A 20,373-nucleotide genomic window follows, 5' to 3' on the forward strand; every position below is an offset into this window, starting at 1 on the left:
TTAGCTACTAGCTTCACCGATGCCTCGTCAAGGTGGTCGCGATGCCCGTGGCTAAGCAGTAGAAAATCAATATTTTTTAAATCCTCCGCCAAGCAAGGCAGCGCATGGCGACGGGCTAAGCCGAGTGATGAAAAGAGCACCGGGTCAAACAGCAGCGTCGTGGCTGCGATGCGCAGCACAAACGACGAGTGACCGAGCCACACCAACCCGTCGTCCGTGCTGTGCAGGAAGTCGCGGCAGTATACTACCTGCGGCGTCCAGGTATCGCGCTTCTTCTCCTCTTTCTGCGGGTTAGTCGTTAATTGCCAGCGGATAACGGTGCCAAACGTGGGCTCGTACAGCGCCTCGCCGTTGCAAAACTCCTTGCCGATGAGCTTGTTACCAGGGTAGCCGGGGCGGATGGTGCGCAGGGCGTCATTGCGGCGGTAGTGGGCGGGGGCGGGCATAAAGGTAGCGTGGGCAAAAGACCGGTATTCGGCCGTAAAGTTGCTATAGTACCTCGATTGTGGGCCAAAGTTCGTAAGTTGGCCCGCGAAACAATTTCTCCGTTAATTCTCCCTGTTTATGAGCGATAACCAATTTTTGCCGGATAACGACCGGGCCACGTCCATCCAGCTTTCAGCGGAGGAAGCGGCCCGCATCCAGGCCCAGTTTTTTGCCCAGGTCTACGGCTGGATGGCCGCCGGCCTGGCCCTCACGGGCGGCGTGTCTTTGTTTGCGGCCTCCTCACCGGCGCTCATGGAGTTCGTGTTCGGCACGCGCTTCGTGTTTTTCGGCCTAATCATCGCCGAGCTGGTGATAGTCGGCTTCTTGTCGGCCCGCGCCTTTCAGTGGAGCCTGGGGCAAGTGCAGGCGGCATTCGTAGGCTACGCGCTGCTCAATGGCGTGACCCTGAGCATCATATTTCTAGCCTATACCGCCGACTCCATCGCGTCCACGTTCTTCACCACCGCGCTGATGTTTGGGGTGATGAGCGCCTTTGGCTACTTTACTAAGTCTGACCTTTCGGGCTGGGGCAAGCTGCTGAGCATGGCACTCATCGGGCTGGTTATTGCGATGGTAGTCAACATGTTCCTGGAAAGCTCCGAGCTCAATCTTATCACGTCTTTCATCGGCGTTGTGCTCTTCACTGCCCTGGCGGCCTACGATACGCAGAAGCTCAAGCAAATTGCCTTCATCGGCGTAGTAGAAGGCGAGGAAACGAGCAATAAAGCTTCCATCCTCGGCGCCCTCACGTTGTATCTGGATTTTATCAACCTGTTTCTGTTCCTGCTACGCTTCTTCGGCCGCCGCCGCTAGTAGCTTGACTAACAGTTAAAAAGGAAAGCCCCGCTGAACGCTCAGCGGGGCTTTCCTTTTTATTTCTACTCAAATTTACGGCTTTATCGCCGCCGCGCTGGCGAGCCACGCCGCTCGCAAATCCTTTTGCGCCTGGGTGGCGCTCATTTTCTCCACATTTTCCATGGGCTGCACCTGCACGTTGGTGTCCTCGGTGAGCACTACTTGGGTGGTGCGCTCCACGCCGGCGCGGCTGCGCACGCGCACGGGTACGAGGTCGGCGGGCGTGTGGCGGCGCATCACGCCTTCGAGAGTAGCCAGGTCGGTGATTTTCACGCCGTCGAGAGTCATAATCTCGTCGCCCCGGTCAATGCCGGCCTTGTAGAGGCCCGAGCCCATCGTGGTATTGCGCGCCAAAATGCAGCGGCCATCCTCCGTAAACTCGACCTGCCGGGGCAGGGCGGCGGCCAGCACCTTATTCGGAATCACTGCCAGGCCGGCCAGCGCCAAGTTTTCGGCGAAGCGCGGGGCCTCGTGCCCGTAGATGTAGCGCCGGAAAAACGTGCCCGCAAAAGCCGTATCCTTGGCCACCGTGCCCAGCACGCGCTGCAAGTCGGGCAGGGTGTAGGGCTTGGCGGGGGCGAAGGCAGGCATCTGGGGCTTGCCAAACTCCTGCCACAAGGCCAGCATGTACTTGTCGAGCGAGGTGCGGTAGCGCTGGCGCAGCTGCAAATCGAGCGTGAGCGCAATGCCCGCGCCTTGGTAATAATATGATAAATAGGTGTTTACCCGGTTGTTGGGGTCCACACTGGTAGCGGCATCTACGAAGCCCGCCTGCCGGCTCATGTCCACGGCCGAGGCGTAGCGCGCGCCCGGCGAGTTTACCCGCACGTTCACCCACTGGCTTACTTTGTCGAAGAACTGCTCGTTGTCGTAGTAGCCGGCGCGGCGCAGCATCAGCTCGCCGTAGTACTGCGTGAAGCCCTCGCCGAACCAGAGCGCGTCGCTCATGTTCACGCGCTGAAAATCGAACGGCTCCAAGCCCTTCGAGCGCAGGCGCTCGGTGTTGTAGGCGTGGAAAAACTCGTGCGAGATGGTGCCCAGGTCGCGCAGCGCGCCTTCCTCATTCAGGGGCAGGGGTGAGGTCAGCGAGGTCGAATTGCGGTGCTCCATGCCATCACTGCTCGTTTGGGGCAGGTAGTCGGCCAGGAAGGTGTAGCGGCCGTAGTCGAAGGCCGGGTATTCGCCCCCGAAGATGCCGGCCGCCTCGCGCACCACCTGCTGGGTTTTCTTCACCAGCGTTTCTACCTCGCTGGCGCTGCCGGGGTAGAAGGTCGCCATCTCGAAGGTGCGGCCGCCGTCCTGCCAGGTGTGCAGCGCGTGCTGCGCGCCCAGCACCACCGGGCTGTCCATGAGGTACTGCAAATTGGGCGCGGCAAACGTGGTGCGGTCGTCGCCGAGCGGGCGCAGCTGGGTGGCTACCTTCCAGCCGTTGGGTAGGTCAAACTTTACCTCGGCCGCTCGGTTTTCCAACCCCTGCCCGTAGCAGAGCGTGGCCGGCATATTGAGGTGGGCGTGCTGCTGGTCGATGCCCGCGTAGGTGCCATCCGAGCGGTCGCCGTACAGGGTGTACTCCACCTGCACCGTGCCATCGGCCCCCGGCTTAATGTCCCACGAATAGGGGTCATTACGGCTGATGTTGAGCAGTTTGCCGCCGCCATCGGTCGCCGTCACGTAGTACACGTTCTTGATAAACTCGTGCAGCGCGTAGCGCCCCGGCGACGAGCGCGCCATCCGCACCGTCAGGTTTTTGCCAGGCGTCAGCCCCGCAAACGTGGCCTTGATGCGTGCCTCGTGGTGCACCGCGTTCGGAAACGACACCGCGTAGCGCACGGCCGGCCCGGTAGCCGCCTGCCGCGCCGCCGGGGCCGGAGCAGGCTCGGCCGGGGGCGCAGTAGCGGTGGGCTTGGCGGCAATAGGAGCCGGCTTGGCGGCAATAGGAGCCGGCTTGGCTGCTGCGGGGGCGGCGGGTTTGGCCGGGGCAGGTTTTGCAACGGCTGGCTTCGCGGCCGGGGCGGCGGGCTTAACTGGTGTGGTTTGGGCCAGGGCGGTAGCGGGGAAGCCCAGTGTGCCCAGCAGCCCTAGATAATAAACGGAAATAAATGTACGCATAGTAAAAAATCCTATTTAATAGTTGAAATGCCTATTTTCAATCGGTTATCTAGCTTGAATGGTGCAAATTAAACAGCAAAAGCCCGTTGCGCCAGCCGTGCTGGCTCATATTACGAGCAAAAGCCCGAATTAGCGCCATACCTGGCCGACGATGAATCCAAAATAAAAATCTGATTGATAGCGTATTGAGTTGCCAAGCGCGGCCAGCGCCGTGGGCCACGGCGGCAGCTGCCGCGCCCGCAGCCCCACGGCCGCCCCAAAAAATAAATACATGGCCCGCAGCAGCCCGCGCTGCCACCAGCGGCGCGGCGGCTGGAAGTCGGCCACCAGCCACGGCGCGCCTGGCCGCCGCGCTGCCTGCAAGTGCGCCATCGCTTCTGGAAAATCGTCTAGCGTAAAGCAGTCAAGCACGAAAAAGGTAATGACAGCATCGAACTGCTCGCCCGGCTGCAGGTCGCGCTCGCTGCCCTGCCGAAACTCGACCTGCGACTGCTTTCCGGGCGCATGGGCTGCTAGCCGCGCCCGCGCCTGTGCCAGCATGGCGGCCGAGGTTTCGAGGTAGAGCACTTGCGCCGCCGGGCACTGCCGCAGCAACTCGGTGAGCACCCAGCCCGGCCCGCCGCCCAGCACCAGCACCTGCGGCGCGGGGCCGGCCAGCGGCAGACCCGCGCGCAGCGCCGCCAACTGCGCCCGCCGCTGCGCCTGCCCAAATACTACCTGCGCCAATTGGTCGTACACGCGGGCCACGCGGCCAAAATCAGCGGGCGGGGAGGTAGTAGGGGAGGCCATGACGGAGCGTGAAAAGGCGGAGTAGAGGCAGAAGACGCAGCCAAAAAGCCACCAGCCGATAAATTGTTAAAAAAATATTCATCGGCAAGTAGCTGAAAGACAATTTTTCGTCTCCCCGCGCCGGCCGCCGAAGCTTAAAAAAAGAGCGCCGGCCTTGTTTTAGTCGAAAAAAGCCCCCTATCTTTGCAGCATCAAACAACCCCACCGACCGGGTGGCCTAGTTTGGCAGCTGCGCTTGTGGCGAAATTGGTAGACGCGCTGTCTTCAGGCGGCAGTTCCGCAAGGTGTGAGAGTTCGAGTCTCTCCGAGCGCACAGAAAAAGCCAGTCCCTTACCGGACTGGCTTTTTTGCGTTTAAGCCCAAGCGGCCAGTAGCCGAAATAGCCGCGCTGCGGCAGCCAAAGCGGCCGGAATTTCGTTGAAAATGGCCCGCCCATCTCTTTGCCGTATGCCCCAGCCCAGTGTCCCGCCCGATTCAGTAGCCGCCGCTACCCCCGCGCGGGCGGCGGGCCTGGCGGGGCTGCTCACGGCCGAGGTGGTAGTAGGGGCGGCGTTGTTTGTGCTGGCGTTCGGGGTGTTTTTCTACCTCACGCGGGTGGTGTTTCTGTATCATTCACAGGTGTTTGATAACTGGGGTTTTGCCCAGATGGACTACCTGCGCGCCGCGCACCCGTGGACGCTCACCTTCGTCAAGTTCTTGACCTTCTTCGGCTCCATCTGGTTTTTTGTGCCCGTCAGCCTGCTCACGCCCTACCTGCTGCACCGCGCCGGCCTGCGCCGCTACGCCATCGAGCTGCTGGTGTCGATGGGCGGCGGTTTTGCGCTTAATCAGCTGTTGAAAGCCGTCTTTCACCGCCCCCGGCCCAGCACGGCGCTCCTGCACCAGTACGGCCTCAGCTTCCCGAGCGGGCACGCCATGATGAGCATGGCCTTTTATGGCTGCCTGGCCTGGCTGGCCGTGCAGCACGGCCGCCGCTGGGGCGTAGCCGGGGCGCTGGTAGTATTTTGCCTGCTCATCGGCCTCACGCGGGTGTATTTGCACGTGCACTACCCCACCGACGTGGTAGCGGGCTTCGCGGCTGGCACCGTGTGGCTGGTGCTGTTGCGAACGGGCATCCGGGTGTTCTGGAAGGAAAAGAAAATACCGGGCGAGGCGGCCAGCGTGAGCGAGTAGGGGCGGGGCCTGTACCCGAAAAAGTCTTATAGACGAGTGTCATGCTGAACGCAGTGAAGCATCTCTACTGCTTCATCCGAACTACTCAATGAAGCGGCAGAGATGCTTCACTGCGTTCAGCATGACGCTTGTTTATAAGACATTCAATTTATTGCTACAGCTTCACCCGCACGCGTAGGGCCAGCAAGCCCTTCACGCCTTGTAGCTCCTCTAGCTCCAGCTCCTCAATGCCGTCTTCGAGCAGCTTGCGGTCGTGCAGGTAGTCGATGTACTCGAAGTACTCGGTAGCCTCGCGGGCCTGGGCATACACCAGCGCCAGGCAGCCGGGCTGGGTGAGGCGCTCGCCGGTGCCGAGCACGGTAGCCTTGTCGATGCGCTTCTTAATTATTTCGTAGCGAATGTTATACGCGCCGTCCACGTCGAACTGCCGCTCATCTTGCCGGAAGCGGATGCTGAGCGACTGCGAGTGAATGAGGATGAGCTGCGTGGTATCGAGCGGCACGGCCAGCTCGGCCTTGAGGGCGTGGGTGCGGCGCGTGATTTCGACCATCACCAGCAACTGCCACAGGCGTAGGTTTTTGAGGAAAATCAAGTCGAATGGCTTGTCCTGCACCAGGCTGCCGCCCACGTAGATGTTGAACTCCACGCCATCGGTTTTGAAACGCTGGAAGTAGTGCGGAAACATATGCTGCGCCTTCTCCTCCTCCTGGTCGAGGTAGTCGCTGATGGTGTCGTTGATGCGCGTCACGCTTTCCTCAAAGGCCTTGCGGCGGTTGTAGAGAATGCCCAGGCGCGGGTCGATGTGCTGCCAATAGTTAGTAATCGTGGGCCGCAAATCGGGGATATTCTGGGCCAGGTACTCAAACAGCGGCTCGGCCTGCGTGCGCAGCGAGTCGTAGATGCTCACCTCGTCGCCGCTGATGATGCCCTGGCGCAGCCGCCGCAGGTTTTTGGTAACGTAAAACGTGAGCTCGTCCAGAATGGGCAGCGCCTGGTATTCGGAAGCCTTCTTGAGCACTTGTTTGGCCAGCGTGAGGTGCTCGATGAGGTCGCCCTGCACGGCCTCGTTGCGGGCCACGCTGCTACCCCGGATGTCGCAGGAGCCGTGCAGCGGGTACACCTCCTCAAACACGATGGGCTCCATCTCGGCCGAGCGGTTGCCATCTTCGTGCTGGGCCAGCAGGCGGCGGGCCGCGTCGTTGAAGCGCCATTCCATAGTCGGGTGAATGGCGGTAAATTTCTCTTTGATAACGGCTTGAATGCGCGTTTCCAGGTCTTCGGCGTTGCGCTTCACCGCTACTGCGAAGAGCGGCACGAACTGCTTCACCAGCTCCATATCAAACTCGTTGAGCGCGCCCACCTCGGGCGAGCCCAGCTCTAGCAGGCCCACCGTGTCGGGGCCGTAGGGCAGCAGCGCCAGAATGGCCGACCGGATGCCGAGCTTCAGAATCTGCTGGCGCATGTCTTCGGGCAGCTCGGGCGCGGTTGTCACGTCTTCGAGCACCAGCGGCTGGCGGTCGGCCAGCAGGCGGTCATACAGCTGCTGAAAGCCGCTCACCAGGCTGTAAGTCTGCATCTGCTTGGTGAGAAAGCTGTGGTTGATTTTGCGCCCAAAATCCACGAAGGCCTTCTTGCGCTCGTCATACGCCGCAATGCCGAGCTGCAAGGCCGGCCGCGCAAACAGCACCCGCAGCTTTTCCTGAATCTGCTCCAGGCGGTCGGAGGCTTGCAACACGTCGCGCTCCAGCAGGTCGTACTTCAGCTCCGACAATATTTCCTGGGTCGTAACGTCCACGAGCTGAAGCAGATTAAAACCCTCCAGCGCGAAATACTCGGGCGGCAGCAGTTCATACCACAGCTCCAGCCGGTGGCGGTTGTGCAGCAGGTGCTGCACCTGCTCGGGGCTGAGCACGGGCTTGTCGCCCACCACCCGCACCCGCACGAATGACGAATCGAAATTGACGCCGTAGTGCCGGTAAAGCCCTATTCTATAATCAGGTACCGTAAAAATAAGCCCGCCGTAAATGTCCGGTATCTCGGCCCCGTACTCGCGCCCCAAAATGAGCAAATAGGCCATCAACGCCATGTGCCGCTCCATGGTGGCATAGTCGATGTTGAGCGGCTGCTTGATGGTACGGTCCTTGCCCATCATCACCTCCGCAAAGCGGCCGGTGTAGTAGAAGCTGCGCCGCTGAAACGGCGGAATGGCCCCGCTGATGGCCGTAGTGGCCGCCGCTGGCGGAAACACGGCCAGCATCAGCATATCTACCAGCTCCTGCGTATCGTCGAGCTGCTCGATGCTGTCGAGGGTGCCGCGGCAGCAGGCGTGCTCACTCACCTCGGCCAGCACGGTGCGGGCCATGCGCGCAATGCCGGGGTTTGGGTCTTGCTCGCGGGCCCGCCAGTAGTCGATGAGCGGCTCTAGGCTGAGGCGGGTAGCGAAGGGAAACTTGCGGGGGCCGGTGGGCGCGGGAGCGGTGCCCGGCCCCTGGGCGGGGGCGGGCAGCAGGGCGTCGTCGAGCGCGGGCGCGAGCAGGTCGGCGGGGGCAGGCATGGGGCGGGCAGGTTTTGCAGAAAGTAGCGGTATATACGCAAGCCTGGCGCGGGCGGCGCGCTAGCTCTTTTTGAGCACGGTGATAATGGGAGCGTCCACCGGGGCCGTCACATCTTTGGGCGTCCGGCTGGTGGCGCTGGTGTCATTGGCTACCGGGTTGAACTCGAAGCGTTTGCCTTCATTTTCGTAGCAGGTGCAGCAGCCTTTAGCCTTATAGTCGCCGGCCAGCTTGATGCTGTCGACCTTAAACACGAAGCGGCTGACCACCTTGCGGCCCGCTACCTGGTCGGTACGCACGGCCACGATGCGGTAGTCGTAGGCGTTGAGCTTGGTAGTGCGGCCGGCTGAGGCAAACGGGGCAGCATTGTTGATAACGAACGAGTTATTAACTAAATCCTGGCCGTTGGGAGTGAGCGCGTAAGTCAGCAGCTTGGTTTCGCGGCTGGCGAGGATATTCTTAGCCGGGTTGGGGTTGATGATGCGCGTCACGAGCAGCGTATCGACATCGGAGGCCGCGAAGCCGCCAGGACCGCCAATTTGAAAGCTGAACGCGAGCTCGTCGGCCCGCTCATCTTTGCAGAGGCACACGCTATTGGCGCAGCAGCCGGCCATTGCCAGGCAGGCGGCCCCGGCCGACAGGGTGCGCAGAAAATTCAGTTTAAACATAAGCCAGCGGGTAGGTGCCAGAAAGAAGCCCGGCCCCGGCCGCCTGCCAAGGGCAAGCCAGCCGGGCCGGGCTACAAAGGTCCGCAGGCCGCCGATTATTGCGGGGCGGCCCCAAATAAATTAGTGCTTGGTGCTGCTCATGCCCGTGCTGGCCGACGAGGGCAGCGTGGGGTTGTTGACCGCGCCGCCGGCCAGCAGCAGGGGCGAGAGGCGGGTAGCGGCCGAGTCGAGCTGCGGGCGCACCTGGTCGAGGGCCTGGCGCAAGGCCAGCACGTCGGCGAGGCGCGGGGCGTCGGTTTGCGAGTAGCCGTGGTACATGGCCACTTTCACGTTGCTGGTGCCTTTGCCGGTGTAGGTGCCCAGCAGCTGGCCGGCGGCATCCATTACCTGTACTTCAGCTTCGATGTCCGTATTGTACCACTCCAGCGGCGCGCCAAACAGGCTGGGCACCAGCATCGTCACTACCTGGGCAGCTTGCAGGCTGCGGCCCTTGCGGGTGGTGTGCACCTTGGTCACTACCAGCCGGATGTAGCCGTAGGTGGCCGTGTCGGTCGCCTCTACCACGTTGTGTTGCAGCTCCGACTTAAACAAGCGCAACGGGTCCTCGGGCAGGGCACCGTCGTTCATGGCCAGGGGGCCCGGGTCGGCGGTGATTTCCATCGGCGGCAGGCGCTTGGCAATGACGGCGGTGGGCGTGTGCGTGAAGCTGCCTTTTACCGACATGCACGAGCTTAACCCGGCGGCGGTGAGGGCGAGGAGCAAGGCGGGGCGGCCCAGGAGTGCTAATACTTTCATAAATTATTATAAAAAATGACGTGGTACTTAACTAAGAAAAAGTAGGCGAATAGACCAATATTATTGAATTAAACTAATTTTTGCTCTAAAGTAGTTCACGACTTTCAATTTGCCAAAAAAATAGTTTTGTGCTAAGCCGCTCGCCGGACCGGGCGCGCTGGGTTAACCCCTGGCGCGCCTCTTAAATTCCATATAGCCAATTAAACGTGGTGCGCCGCCAACGGTTCAGCTTCGAGCAAATCGGGCGGGGCCACGTAGTTGTCGATGAACTCGCCTTCCCAGCGGGCCACTACCGCCGAAGCCAGGCAATTGCCGAGTACATTCACGGCCGTGCGGGCCATGTCCATGAGCGCGTCGATGCCCAAAATAATGAACACCGGCCAGGCCGGCAGGTTGAAAGACGGCAGCGTGGCCAGCAGAATAACGAGCGAAGCGCGGGGCACGCCGGCTACGCCTTTGCTGGTGAGCATCAGGGTGAAAACCAACAGCATCTGGTCGCCAAACGAGAGCTGGATGCCGGCTGCCTGCGCCACGAATACCGAGGCCAGCGAGAGGTAGAGCGTGGTGCCATCGAGGTTGAAGGAGTAGCCTGTGGGCATCACGAAAGCTACGATGCGGCGCGGCACCCCGATGCTTTCCATGGCCTCCATGGCGCGGGGCAGGGCAGCCTCGCTGCTGGTAGTGGCGAAGGCGATGCTCATGGGCTCGGCCACCGCCGCCACGAAGCGCCGCAGCGGAATGCGCATGAGCAGCGCCACCGGCAGCAAAATCAAGAGAATGAAACCGATGAGCGCCCCATAGAGCGTGAGCAGCAGCTGAAACGCATTGAGCAGCGGCCCGAAGCCCAGCTTGGCCACCGTGTAGGCCATGGCCCCGCCCACGCCCAGCGGCGCAAAAAACATGACCACGTTGGTGAACTTGAACATGACTTCCGAGAGGCTTTCGCAGAAGTCGAGCATCATGCGGCGGGGCTTGGCCGGGGTGAGGGCCAGGCCGATAGCGAAGATGATGGCGAACACTACTACTTGCAGTACCTGCCCCTCGGCCACCGATTTGGCGATGTTTTCGGGGAAGATGTGCAGGATGATGTCGGCCACCGACTGCGGCGCGGCCACGGCCAGCGCGTCGGCTTTTTCGGCGATGGCCGTGTGCTTGATGCCCACGCCGGCCTTGGTGAAATTGATGGCCGCCAGCCCGATAAACAGGGCAAACGTGGTGACTATCTCGAAGTAAATAAGCGCCTTGAGGCCCATGCGCCCCACCTGCTTGAGGTCGGCGTGGCCCGCAATACCCACCACCAGCGTGGCAAACACCAGCGGCGCGATAATGGTCTTGACCAGCCGCAGGAAGGCGTCGCTGAGCACCTTCAGGTTGAGGGCCACGCCGGGAGCGTCGTAGCCCAGCTCGATGCCGATGAGCATGCTCACCACTATCCAGAGGGTAAGCGAGCGGCGCGGGGCCACGGCCCAGGCCAGGGCGGCCAGTGCCACCCAGCGGGCCGCTACCGGCACTGCTGGCGGCAGGCCGGTGCCGAGCACCGTGAGGGCCAGCGCCACTACCAGCAGTAAAATAGCCAGCCCAAATAAACGTGAAAACTTCATGCGGGGAATTAGGGGGAGAGTAGAAACGTAATCGCCATTCACTATCAATTGTTTAAATCAGGCAGCTTGTCCAATCAACAACTGAAATAGAACCGCTACTAGCTAAAAATTTAGAGAATGAGGCTATAAAGAACGGCAATACCGGTGGAAACCGCCGCCGCCGCTGGCCTCGCCCCACGAAAAAGCCCCCGTGCTTAGCGGCACGGGGGCTTGCGGCGGGTAGCCCGGGCGGCGGGGGCCGCTCAGGGCTGCGCCAGCAGGTAGCCGATAGTAAAATTGGTATCCCAGCCAAATACAAACTGCTGGCAGCCAGTGGACTCGGCCAGCGCTTTGTAGATGGTGACACCGGCCTTGAGCTTGGCCCCTTCAGCTTGCGCGTAGTCGGCCGGCGCTTTCAGCACCGTGAAGGGCTCCTGGCCCTGGCGCACGGTCTTGGCCAGCTCGTAGGGCACCCCGCCGATGATGAAGCAGGTGGCGCGGCGGGCCGTGGGCACCTGGGCGGCCTTGTCGGCCACGTCGGCGGCGACGCGGCTGTCGGGCAGCGCCTGCTGGTAGTACTTCGAGCCGTAGGTGCTGGCCACGGTGGTTTTGCCGGCGGCCTGCCAGGCTATTTTGGTGTTGGCCGAGCCCATGTCTACCATAAAGGCCTTGTCGGCGTAGGCCGGGGGCACGGCGGCTTTCAGGCCGTAGGTGCCTTCCTGCTCGGGCGTGACGAGGTGCACCACGTAGCCCAGCGCCTTCAGGCTGTCGATGATGTGCTTGGTGCCTTCGGCCGTGGCTGCCCCCGAACTCACCACGAAGTAGATGTCGCGCCCGCCCACGCCGTAGTCGAGCATCTTGCCGATGTAGGCCTTCAGCCCGCGCCGGATGTCGTCGTCGGTAGCCATGTTTTCGAGTACCAGGCTGTTGCCAAACTCCGCTTTCTCCAGCTTCCAGTTGCGCTGCGGGTCGATGCGGACGACGAAGGAGTTGAAGCCGCTGGCCCCGAGCTCCACCACGCCCTTGAGCTTGCCGCCTACCGGCGCGGGCGGCACGTAGGCAAACTTGGCCGGGCTGGCGGCCGCCGGGGCGGCTTTGGCCGGGGCTACTTTTGCTACCACTGGGGTAGGGGCCGGGGCCGGGCCGGTGGGCGCTGCCGGGGCCTTCACCCGGATTATTTCGCCCGAGGCCGTTACCATATCGTCGTTGCCGAGGCTTACTTCCTCGCCGCTGGCGGTTACCACCAGCCGGTCGAGGGGCTTGAGCACGCTGCCGTTGGGCAGGCGCACGTCGTCTTTCAGGGGCTTAGCAGTGGCGCCGGTTTTCTGCACTACCGCGTCGTTCTGGATGCTGTACCAGTAGGTCGTTCCTCGCCTACCGCTTGCCTGGGCCCGGCCAGCGGTAGGCGAGCCCCAGGCGCAAAGGCCCGCCAGCAGGCTCACAAAAAGTAGGTGCTTGGTCATGCGCTAAAAGATAAAATTTGAGTTATACTTAAGATAAGATTAATGCAAAATACGCAGGCGTTTTATTTGTAAATGTAGCGATAAAGAGCCTATTCTTCGATAAGAGTTATATTTTGGCTGGGCTAGCTACTTGCTCGCTTGGCCAGGTTTGCCACTTCGGCAGGCTGGCGGTGCCATTTTCGGCGAGCCTGCTTATTCACCCGCTTCTTATGCCCGCTATCACCTGGCTTCTCACCGCGCACGAGCTGCCGCTGCGCTACGTCTGGAAAATCTCCCGCAACGCTTCTACCACCAAAACCAACCTGGTAGTGCAGGCCACGCAGGCTAGCCACCACGGCCGGGGCGAGGCTGCCCCCAACGTGCGCTACGGCGAAAGCCCCGCCCTGCTGCACCAGCAATTTGAGGCGTTGCTGGCGGCCGGGCTATCCGCCGTGGCCACTCTGCCCGAGCTCACGGCGCTGCTGGCCGCGCACCCGGTAGCGCACGCGCTGCGCTTTGCGCTGGAGGCGGCGCTGGTGCATTGCCTGGCCGCGCAGGCCCGGCAGCCGGTGTGGCAGTGGCTGGGCGTGCCCCGGCCGGCCCGGCGGGTGCCTACGGCCTTCACGCTGCCCATTATGGAGCCGGGCGAGGTAGCGGGCTTCATCGCCGCGCAGCGTGCTACGCGCTTTAGTTTATTGAAAATCAAAGTAAACCAGGCCGAAGGGCTCGACCTGCTGCGTGCCGTGGCGCAGGCCGTGCCTGGCCACCCGCTATTGGTAGATGGCAACGAAGCCTGGCCCGATGCCGACAGCCTGCTGCGCTTTCTGGAGCAGGCCGCCGCCGTGCCCGGCCTAGCCATGCGCTTATTAGAGCAGCCGCTGCCCGCCGCCTTGGCCGACGATTACCGCTACCTGCACCCGCGCACGCCGGTGCCGCTGCTGGCCGACGAGTCGGTAACCGACGATGCCGATTTTGCGGACATCGCCCGGCAGTTTCACGGCGTCAATGTCAAGCTGATGAAGGCCGGCGGCTACCAGCGCGGCATCGAGCTGCTGCGCGCCACCCGCGCCCACGGCCTGGTGCCCATGCTGGGCTGCATGGTCGAAACCTCGCTCGGTATCTGGTCAGCGCTGCAACTCAGCGCCCTGGCCGAGGTGCACGACCTCGACGGCCTGCTCATCTTGCGCGACGAGCCCTTTGGGCTGGTGCGAGAGGAGGGCGGGGAATTGGTTTTGGCTGAGTGAATGAGTGGATGAGTGGAGAAACGGAAAACGGTCGTCATGCAGAGCGCAGCGAAGCATGACGACCGTTTTTACTAATCCGAAGAATTAGCTTATTCGCGCTTAGCGGTTTTCAGCTGCACGTCAATCTCTTGCAGTTGCTTGTCTACCGCTTCGGTGCTGGGCGGGTTAGGGTTGGTTTGAGTCAGCAGCGTCACCTTGCGGCTCAGCAGCTCGATTTTGCGCATCAGCAGCTGCTCGCGCTCGGTGGGGGCGTCGCCCAGGATGCGGGTGGGCGCGGTGCCCACGTGCACGTAGGTGTCGAACTTGGAGTTGGCGGCCACGCTCGTATCGCCGCGGGCGGCGGCGGCGCTGGCCGGCGAGCCGAACACGATGCCGCCCTCGGCGTTGACATAGTCGCCCTCGCGCAGGGTGGTGATTTTGCCGGTCGGCAGCTCCACGATACCGCTACGCACGTTTATTTTGGTGCCGTTGGGCAGGCGCACGTTTTGGGTCAGTGACGTGCTTTGGTTGCCGAGGCGCTGCACTACCACGCCGTTGGTGTAAAAGAACTGCGTGTTGCGGTTGGGGCGCACCGCCTGCACTACCGACGTTTGGGCAGCGCCCAGGCGGGGCACAAACGCCAGACTAGCGCCGAGCAACAGGCTGGCCGTGAGATGAGAAAAACGCATAAGGGGTATTAGGGAGATGAAAGAAGTAGCTTGTACGCAAAAATCGGCGGGAATTGCCGATTCAGAAAAAAAATAGAAAAAAGCGTGAACTATGTTGCAACATTAAATGTAGGTACATTATATTTGCAGTGCCATTCAGAATTTCCGTGCGACTAGAAGACGAAATTAAACAGCCAGTATTCCAGAGCGACGCGCAAAAAGCGTACCTCAACGTGCTCTACACGGCGGGCTGGATGAATCAGCGCCAGAATGCCGCCTTCAAAAGCTATGGCCTCACCGGCCCGCAGTTCAACGTGCTGCGCATCTTGCGCGGGCAGCATCCGCAGCCGGCCACGGTGGCGCTGCTCATCGAGCGCATGCTCGATAAAACCAGCAATGCCTCGCGCATCGTGGACAAGCTGGAAGAGAAAAAGCTCGTGACCCGCACCGTGTGCCCCGCCAACCGCCGCGCCGTCGATATCCGCATCACCGAAACCGGGCTGCGCCTGCTGCGCCAGATTGACGACGATGGCCTGGCCGACCCCGCCCGCGCCGGCCTTGATAACCTGACCACTGCCGAGCTACGCCAGCTCAGCGCTTTGCTTGATAAAATCCGGGCCTGATAGTTGTTATCGGCCGCTTTCATACTTTCTTTTTTACCTTTTTTCACTCATGAAAAAGATTCTGTTGCCCGCCCTGTTCGGGGTTGCTTTGCTGGCTTCGCCGGTTGCTTTCGCCCAGAAAGCCGTTAAGAAATCGGTAGCCAGCGTAGCCGCCGTATCGTACAAGCTGCAGCCACAGCTGAGCACCCTGGGCTGGGAAGGCGCCGCCGTAACGCACGGCCACAAAGGCACCATCCAGTTCACGGGCGGCGACCTGCAAGTGACCAACAACATGGTAACCGGCGGCACCGCCACGGTGGACATGAAAACCATCAAGGCTACCGACATCACGGATGCCGACAGCCAGGGCAAATTTGTGGGCCACATGGGCGGCGCCGATTTCTTCGACTCGGGCGCTTTCCCCACCTCGACCTTCAAAATCACCAGCGTAACGCCCATCAAAGGCGCGGCCGCTGACGCCGACAACGCTACCATCACCGGCGACATGACCATCAAGGGCGTGACGCAGAAAATCAGCTTCCCCGCCAAAGTAGGCGTGAAAAACGGCGTAGCCGCCGTTTCGGGCAAAGTGACCATCGACCGCACCAAGTTCGGCCTGAAGTATGGCTCGAAAAGCTTCTTCGCCGGCATCGGCGACAAAGCTATCAACGACAATTTTGACTTGACTTTCAACGTGGTAGCTAAGAACAGCTAAGCGTAGCTGCTGCAAGCAAAAAGGCTGCTTTCCAACCTGGAAAGCAGCCTTTTTTTGTGTTAGCCAGGCGCAGGTCCGGCTTAGTTGGTAGCCGGGGCAGGGGAAGCCGCGGGCGGTAGCGCCGGTGCGGGAGCCGGGCTGGTAGCTGCTACCGAGCGCAGCTCCAGGCGCAGCGGGGCCACGTTGGTTTCGCGCAGGCAAAGCAGGCCGTACACCGTTTCGCCGGGGCGGATGTTGCGGCTGGTGAGGTCATACTGCGCTAGCTCGCGGCGGAAGTTCTTGTTGGCCAGCCCTGCACCCAGCATATTACCCCCCGCAATGAACGGGCCGGTCGGCAGGAAGGTACCGCCGGTAGTAGTCTGGCCGTAGCCGTTGGTGGTAGTAGTGCCCCCAAGGCGCACATTGAGCAGCACATAAAGCAGGTAGATGGCCACGCCCTGCTTCATATCCTGGGCGGCGATGTCGGATGCAACTGGTACTACCTGCCGGTCGCCGTAATAAAGCACCGCGTCGCGGGAGAAGTTGATTTCGGCAGCCGTATTGTTCTTGACCTGCACCGCTACTACGTGGTAGCCTTTTTTCTGCTCCTTCTTCACGTACTTCTTATTGTGGCCGTGCATACGCAGCGCATCATATTGGTACCCAAACTGGAGCGGTGCGGTGGTTGGCGAAGCCTGGTACGTAGCAATGCGGTCGGGTCGGATGGGGGTGTACGACCCCGCGCAGCCGCTGCCTAGTAAAGTGCAGCTGGTGAGCAGCGCTGCGAGCGAGCGAGTAAACGTTGTTTGCATATAATGAAAAGGTGATGCATAAAAATGGCGAACAAATATAGTGGGCAAAAAACCAGCTTACTACCTAGGTTTCGTTCACCGTAAAAATGTTTCATTAGATAGTGCTGGCCAGTGCTACTTCCATCCTATCAAATTATTAAGTGCTCCGCCAATTAACCGCCACAGGTCAACCTGAAAAATGTCTTTTAGTCAGCACTAAAGTATGAAAATAGGTCTATAATACCGAGAAAGCTGGTTTGGTAGGACGGCAGAGAAAAAAAGCCCCGGCAGAGCTACTGCCAGGGCTTCTTCTTAAAAGATAACAAGCCAGCGCTTACAGGTGAATCACCTCGTCATACGCGGCGGCGGCGGCCTCCATGATGGCCTCGCTCATGGTGGGGTGGGGGTGCACCGACTTGATGATTTCGTGGCCGGTGGTTTCGAGCTTGCGGGCTACTACTACCTCGGCAATCATCTCGGTCACGTTGGCCCCAATCATGTGGGCGCCGAGCCACTCGCCGTACTTGGCGTCGAAAATCACTTTCACGAAGCCATCTTTCACGCCGGCAGCCGAAGCCTTGCCCGAGGCCGAGAAGGGAAATTTGCCCACTTTTACCTCGTAGCCTTTGGCCTTGGCCTCGGCTTCGGTGAAGCCTACGGAGGCAATTTCGGGCTGGGCGTAGGTGCAGCCGGGGATGTTGGTGTAGTTGAGCGGCTCGGGGTGGTGGCCCGCGATTTTCTCCACGCAAATGATGCCTTCGGCCGAAGCCACGTGCGCCAGCGCCGGGCCGGGCACGATGTCGCCGATGGCGTAGACGCCGGGTACGTTGGTTTGGTAGAAGTCATCGACCAGCACGCGGCCGCGCTCGGTTTTGATGCCCAGCTCTTCGAGGCCAATGTTTTCGATGTTGGTTTGCACCCCCACGGCGCTCAGCACCACGTCGCAGGCAATTTGCTCCTCGCCCTTCTGGGTTTTAATGAACACGTTGCAGCCCGCGCCGCTGGTGTCCACCTTGGTTACCTCGGCGTTGGTGAGGATGTTGATGCCCAGCTTCTTGTAGGATTTCTCCATCTGGCGCGACACCTCCTCGTCCTCTACCGGCACGATGCGCGGCAGGAATTCCACGATGGTGACTTCGGTACCCATCGAGCGGTAGAAGTAGGCAAACTCGACGCCGATGGCGCCCGAGCCCACTACCACCATGCGCTTGGGCAGGCTGTCGGGGGTCATGGCCTTGCGGTAGCCGATGATTTTCTTGTCGTCGATGGGCAGCGTGGGCAGCTGGCGGGCGCGGGCGCCGGTGGCCAGGATGATGCTTTTGGCTTCCACGGTTTCCTTGGTGCCGTCGGCTTTGGTTACTTCTACCTTGCCGGGGGCCAGCAGCTTGCCGGTGCCGCTCACGACCTCAATCTTGTTCTTTTTGAACAGGAAATTGATGCCTTTGCTCATGCCATCGGCCACGCCGCGGCTGCGCTTGATAACGGCGTTGAAGTCGAAGCCGGCTTCCTTCACGGTCAGGCCGTAGTCCTGGGCGTGCTGGAGGTACTCGTACACCTGGGCGGTTTTGAGCAGGGCTTTGGTGGGGATGCAGCCCCAGTTGAGGCAGATGCCACCGAGGCTTTCGCGCTCGATGACGCCCACTTTCAGCCCCAGCTGCGAGGCGCGAATGGCGGCTACGTAGCCGCCCGGCCCTGAGCCAACTACTACCAGGTCAAATTGCAATGCCATGAGAAAAACGTGCGGGAAATAAAATAAAAGGAAACCGCCGGCCGGGCCGGCCTCGCAAAGATAGGCCAGCCAAGGGCCGCGCCCGGCTATCATAACCAGTGCGGCCGGCCGGGGTTTGGCAACCACTACCCGCGCCTTTGCCGTAGAAGGTGCTGGCCTTTATCTACCGTTGGGCTTATTCAAGAAGCCTTATTTTTCTGCAAGTATGAAGTTTGCCTTTTCGCATTGGGCGCCCGCCGCGCTGGCTGCGCTCACGCTGGCTACCGGCTGCGCTACCGCCACCACCGAAAACGAGCGCCCCACCAGCACTACCATGGCCGCGCCCACCGCCCCGGCCACGCCGCCCGCCGAAACGGCCGCCGCTGCCGCCGCCGCCGATGGCTCGGTATCAGTCGCCAGCCTCGATGCGCCCGCCCCCGAAGCCACCGACGCCGCAGCCGCCCCCGACACTCCCTCGGCCGCCGAGGCCTCGGCCGCCCGCGCTGCCGAAAAGAAAATGACCGCCGCCGACTATAAATATCAGCTGGCTCGCGCCAACGTGGTGTTGCGCCAAAACCCCAAAAACTCCCGCGCCCTGCTCGAGCGCGCCAAGGCTAATTCCAACCTCAAGAACTACAAAGACGCCGCACCCGACTACGCTGCTGCCCTGCGCTTGCAGCGCAACAACCCCGACCTGTACTACAACAAGGCCGTGAACGAGCTGATGCTGAAGCAATACAAGGCCGCCGCCACCGACTTTAGCGGCGCGCTCAAGTACCGCACCGACGACAAGGAGGCCTTCTTCGGCCGGGGCGTGGCCAAGATGCAGATGTACCAGTACAAGCCCGCCGTGGCCGATTTCACCCGCGCTATCGCCCTTGACTCGCTTTACGCCGACGCCATCGAGTACCGGGGCATCAGCTACGCCAGCTTCGACCGCATGAAGGAAGCCCGCATCGACCTGCACAAGGCCGCCCGCCTCAACCCCGAAGCCGAAAAAAGCCTGCGCCGCTACGGCAAAGGCAATACGCTGCTGCGCCCCGCGCAACGCTAGCAAGCCGTCAATAGCTTAAAAAAAGCCTCCCGGCCTACGCAGGCCGGGAGGCTTTTTGCTACTCGGCCAGCAGTTTTATATGCCCCAAATGGTGCCGCCCGTGCCACGCATACTGCACCAGCGCCTGGTCGAGCGTGCTCGTGGTGTCGTAGCGCGGGTGGTAAAACGTGCGCTGCCACTGCGCCTCGGTGAGGTGTTGCAACAGCACTACCCAGCGCTGGTGCAGGCTATCCAGCAACGCCAGCGACACCGTAATGGGCGTGGCCGCCACGTCGGGCAGCTCGGCCCAGGCTTTTTCATCGAATGGCCGCACCGTGGGGTTGTCCTCGGTGAGGGCCAGCCGGAAGCGGCTGTACAGGTTGAGGTGCGTATCGGCCAGGTGGTGAATAACTTGCCGCCCGGTCCAGCCGCCCGGCCGGTAGGGCAACTGCAAACGCTCGCCACCCGCCTGCCGGGCTGCGGCGGTGAGTTGGGCGGGCAGGTCGGCTAGTTGCTGAATGTATGCGGCGCGCTCGGCTGGGGTAAGCGGAGCAGTAGGCAACTGCGGCTTGCCGGCTGGGTAGCGCAGGTGGTCGTCGGTATTCATGGGGTTAAAGGTTAGCCCGCCAATAAGTTGAGGTGCGCCAAATGGTGCCGCCCGTGCCAGGCGTAGAGCGCCAGCGTTTGCTCAAGCGTGGAAATGCGCTTGGTTTCGGGGTGCAAAAACGTGCGCTGCCACTGCGCCTCGCTAAGATGATGCAGTAGGGTAGTCCAGCGGCTGTGCAGATTCTCCAGTAGCGCCAGCGACACGGCCACCGGCGTAGCCGCTACATCGGGCAGCGCGGCCCAGGCGGCCTCGTCGTAGGGCCGGATGGTGGGGTTGTCCTCCGTAAGCGCCAGCCGGAAGCGGCAGTAAGCGTTGATATGCGAATCTGCCACGTGGTGAATGACTTGCTGGCCCGTCCAGCCGCCGGGGCGGTAGGGGCGGGCCAGGCGCTCAGGGCCGAGGCGCTCAGCGGCTTCGGCTAGCTGCGCCGGCAGCTCGGCAATTTGCTGAAGATAAGCGGCGCGTTCGGCGGGTGCGAGCGGCGCGGTGGGCAGCTGCGGCCGGCCGATGGGGTAGCGCAGGTGGTCGTCGGGAGTAGACATCAGGAAGCTAGTCAGGTGTTGTGCAAAGGTCGTCAGTGCGGGGAACCTCACCCCCG

The 20,373-nt window shown here is 61.5% G+C and carries 19 protein-coding genes and 1 tRNA gene; 7 read left to right on the forward strand and 13 right to left on the reverse strand.

Annotation, left to right across the window (positions count from 1 at the left end; all coding sequences use genetic code 11):
- The coding region (locus tag VFO93_RS12950; RefSeq protein ID WP_325134798.1) for an MBL fold metallo-hydrolase at positions 1-446 on the reverse strand (446 nt) is incomplete at its 3' end.
- A 118-nt stretch (positions 447-564) separates the two neighbouring features.
- On the opposite strand from VFO93_RS12950, the gene VFO93_RS12955 reads away from it, so the two are divergent.
- Positions 565-1,299, forward strand: a complete 735-nt coding sequence (locus tag VFO93_RS12955) for a Bax inhibitor-1/YccA family protein (RefSeq protein ID WP_325134799.1) — start codon at positions 565-567, stop codon at positions 1,297-1,299.
- 75 nt (positions 1,300-1,374) lie between these two features.
- On the opposite strand, the gene VFO93_RS12960 is transcribed toward VFO93_RS12955, so the two are convergent.
- The gene (locus VFO93_RS12960; protein WP_325134800.1) at positions 1,375-3,450 is read right to left on the reverse strand and encodes a M61 family peptidase; all 2,076 of its coding nucleotides are present in this window, start codon (positions 3,448-3,450) and stop codon (positions 1,375-1,377) included.
- 129 nt (positions 3,451-3,579) lie between these two features.
- Complete coding sequence (locus tag VFO93_RS12965) at positions 3,580-4,239, reverse strand: class I SAM-dependent methyltransferase (protein WP_325134801.1); 660 nt, start codon at positions 4,237-4,239, stop codon at positions 3,580-3,582.
- A 231-nt stretch (positions 4,240-4,470) separates the two neighbouring features.
- Between VFO93_RS12965 and VFO93_RS12970 the strand changes: the two genes are divergently transcribed.
- Positions 4,471-4,552, forward strand: a tRNA-Leu gene (locus VFO93_RS12970).
- 134 nt (positions 4,553-4,686) lie between these two features.
- Entirely contained in the window at positions 4,687-5,412 is a 726-nt protein-coding gene (locus VFO93_RS12975) for a phosphatase PAP2 family protein (RefSeq protein ID WP_325134802.1), read from the forward strand.
- Positions 5,413-5,566: 154 nt separating this feature from the next.
- Here VFO93_RS12975 and VFO93_RS12980 read toward each other — a convergent pair whose 3' ends face one another.
- The 5 genes from VFO93_RS12980 to VFO93_RS13000 all read right to left on the reverse strand — a co-directional run bounded on the left by VFO93_RS12980 (position 5,567) and on the right by VFO93_RS13000 (position 12,470).
- Positions 5,567-7,966 carry a GAF domain-containing protein gene (locus tag VFO93_RS12980; RefSeq protein ID WP_325134803.1) on the reverse strand — a complete coding sequence of 800 codons (2,400 nt, stop codon included), beginning with the start codon at positions 7,964-7,966 and terminating at the stop codon, positions 5,567-5,569.
- Between the two features lie 60 nt (positions 7,967-8,026).
- Positions 8,027-8,632 carry a hypothetical protein gene (locus VFO93_RS12985; RefSeq protein WP_325134804.1) on the reverse strand — a complete coding sequence of 202 codons (606 nt, stop codon included), beginning with the start codon at positions 8,630-8,632 and terminating at the stop codon, positions 8,027-8,029.
- Positions 8,633-8,752: 120 nt separating this feature from the next.
- Complete coding sequence (locus VFO93_RS12990; RefSeq protein WP_325134805.1) at positions 8,753-9,427, reverse strand: hypothetical protein; 675 nt, start codon at positions 9,425-9,427, stop codon at positions 8,753-8,755.
- 200 nt (positions 9,428-9,627) lie between these two features.
- The gene (locus VFO93_RS12995) at positions 9,628-11,028 is read right to left on the reverse strand and encodes a dicarboxylate/amino acid:cation symporter (RefSeq protein ID WP_325134806.1); all 1,401 of its coding nucleotides are present in this window, start codon (positions 11,026-11,028) and stop codon (positions 9,628-9,630) included.
- A gap of 242 nt (positions 11,029-11,270) precedes the next feature.
- Positions 11,271-12,470: a hypothetical protein gene (locus tag VFO93_RS13000; protein WP_325134807.1), complete on the reverse strand. Its 1,200-nt coding sequence runs from the start codon at positions 12,468-12,470 to the stop codon at positions 11,271-11,273.
- 209 nt (positions 12,471-12,679) lie between these two features.
- On the opposite strand from VFO93_RS13000, the gene VFO93_RS13005 reads away from it, so the two are divergent.
- Positions 12,680-13,693 carry an enolase C-terminal domain-like protein gene (locus VFO93_RS13005; protein ID WP_325134808.1) on the forward strand — a complete coding sequence of 338 codons (1,014 nt, stop codon included), beginning with the start codon at positions 12,680-12,682 and terminating at the stop codon, positions 13,691-13,693.
- Positions 13,694-13,782: 89 nt separating this feature from the next.
- Here the strand turns inward: VFO93_RS13005 and VFO93_RS13010 are convergent, their stop codons facing one another.
- Entirely contained in the window at positions 13,783-14,361 is a 579-nt protein-coding gene (locus tag VFO93_RS13010; protein ID WP_325134809.1) for a DUF6799 domain-containing protein, read from the reverse strand.
- A gap of 146 nt (positions 14,362-14,507) precedes the next feature.
- Here VFO93_RS13010 and VFO93_RS13015 point away from each other — a divergent pair, with 146 nt between their 5' ends.
- Both VFO93_RS13015 and VFO93_RS13020 read left to right on the forward strand, forming a co-directional pair.
- A complete protein-coding gene (locus tag VFO93_RS13015) occupies positions 14,508-14,963 on the forward strand; it encodes a MarR family winged helix-turn-helix transcriptional regulator (protein ID WP_325134810.1) in 456 nt (151 codons plus the stop codon).
- Positions 14,964-15,012: 49 nt separating this feature from the next.
- Complete coding sequence (locus VFO93_RS13020) at positions 15,013-15,657, forward strand: YceI family protein (protein ID WP_325134811.1); 645 nt, start codon at positions 15,013-15,015, stop codon at positions 15,655-15,657.
- Between the two features lie 80 nt (positions 15,658-15,737).
- On the opposite strand, the gene VFO93_RS13025 is transcribed toward VFO93_RS13020, so the two are convergent.
- Positions 15,738-16,448, reverse strand: a complete 711-nt coding sequence (locus VFO93_RS13025) for a hypothetical protein (RefSeq protein WP_325134812.1) — start codon at positions 16,446-16,448, stop codon at positions 15,738-15,740.
- A 313-nt stretch (positions 16,449-16,761) separates the two neighbouring features.
- A complete protein-coding gene (gene lpdA, locus VFO93_RS13030) occupies positions 16,762-18,156 on the reverse strand; it encodes a dihydrolipoyl dehydrogenase (protein WP_325134813.1) in 1,395 nt (464 codons plus the stop codon).
- 205 nt (positions 18,157-18,361) lie between these two features.
- On the opposite strand from lpdA, the gene VFO93_RS13035 reads away from it, so the two are divergent.
- The gene (locus VFO93_RS13035; RefSeq protein WP_325134814.1) at positions 18,362-19,189 is read left to right on the forward strand and encodes a hypothetical protein; all 828 of its coding nucleotides are present in this window, start codon (positions 18,362-18,364) and stop codon (positions 19,187-19,189) included.
- Positions 19,190-19,247: 58 nt separating this feature from the next.
- Here VFO93_RS13035 and VFO93_RS13040 read toward each other — a convergent pair whose 3' ends face one another.
- Both VFO93_RS13040 and VFO93_RS13045 read right to left on the reverse strand, forming a co-directional pair.
- Positions 19,248-19,775: a YfiT family bacillithiol transferase gene (locus VFO93_RS13040; protein WP_325134815.1), complete on the reverse strand. Its 528-nt coding sequence runs from the start codon at positions 19,773-19,775 to the stop codon at positions 19,248-19,250.
- Positions 19,776-19,786: 11 nt separating this feature from the next.
- The coding region (locus VFO93_RS13045; protein WP_325134816.1) for a YfiT family bacillithiol transferase at positions 19,787-20,373 on the reverse strand (587 nt) is incomplete at its 5' end.

The organism is Hymenobacter sp. (assembly GCF_035709525.1).
Classification (GTDB): domain Bacteria; phylum Bacteroidota; class Bacteroidia; order Cytophagales; family Hymenobacteraceae; genus Hymenobacter.